We start from the raw sequence: 537 nt of genomic DNA on the forward strand, positions 1-537 counted from the left end.
TTTAATCACGAAATTTGTTTTTTGAATTTTAAATATCGTTTTCGTTTGTAATATCTGTACCTGTCAATTTTAAAGAACAAAAAAGAGATATTCCAAATGAAACGTTTAATTATAGGTGTTAGTAATTACATGCCAGAAGACTTCAGTTTATTAGCTGAATCTTTAGATGAACAATTTAATCGTCATTTACAACCTTTAGAGCAAGTTGAATTAACCGACGTTGGTGCGGCTATTATTACTTCAGCAGACATTAAAGCAGGTCTGCATAAAATGATTTCTGAAACGGGTTACGGTAGTCCAGTTTTCTTAGTAACGGATGAAAACCCAGTTTCGGCAGAAGATTACGTTTGGCTAACTGGCGTTATCGATTTAGAAAGACAATCTATTGAGTACTACTGTCGTCAAATCAACGAAGCAGTAACCAAGTACGAATGTCGTCTGCTTCCTCCTTTCTTCAAGCAATTAACGCACTATGTTGAGATGGGTAACTCAGCGTTTGACTGTCCGGGACACCAAGGTGGTCAGTTCTTCAAAAAA

General features: G+C 36.1%; 1 protein-coding gene. It reads left to right on the forward strand.

Annotation, left to right across the window (positions count from 1 at the left end):
- Positions 1-96 precede the first annotated feature (96 nt).
- Positions 97-537, forward strand: a 441-nt coding sequence (locus R7R78_RS29005) for an Orn/Lys/Arg decarboxylase N-terminal domain-containing protein (RefSeq protein ID WP_318119855.1), incomplete at its 3' end; no start/stop codon positions are given.

This window comes from Vibrio sp. 2134-1 (assembly GCF_033339495.1).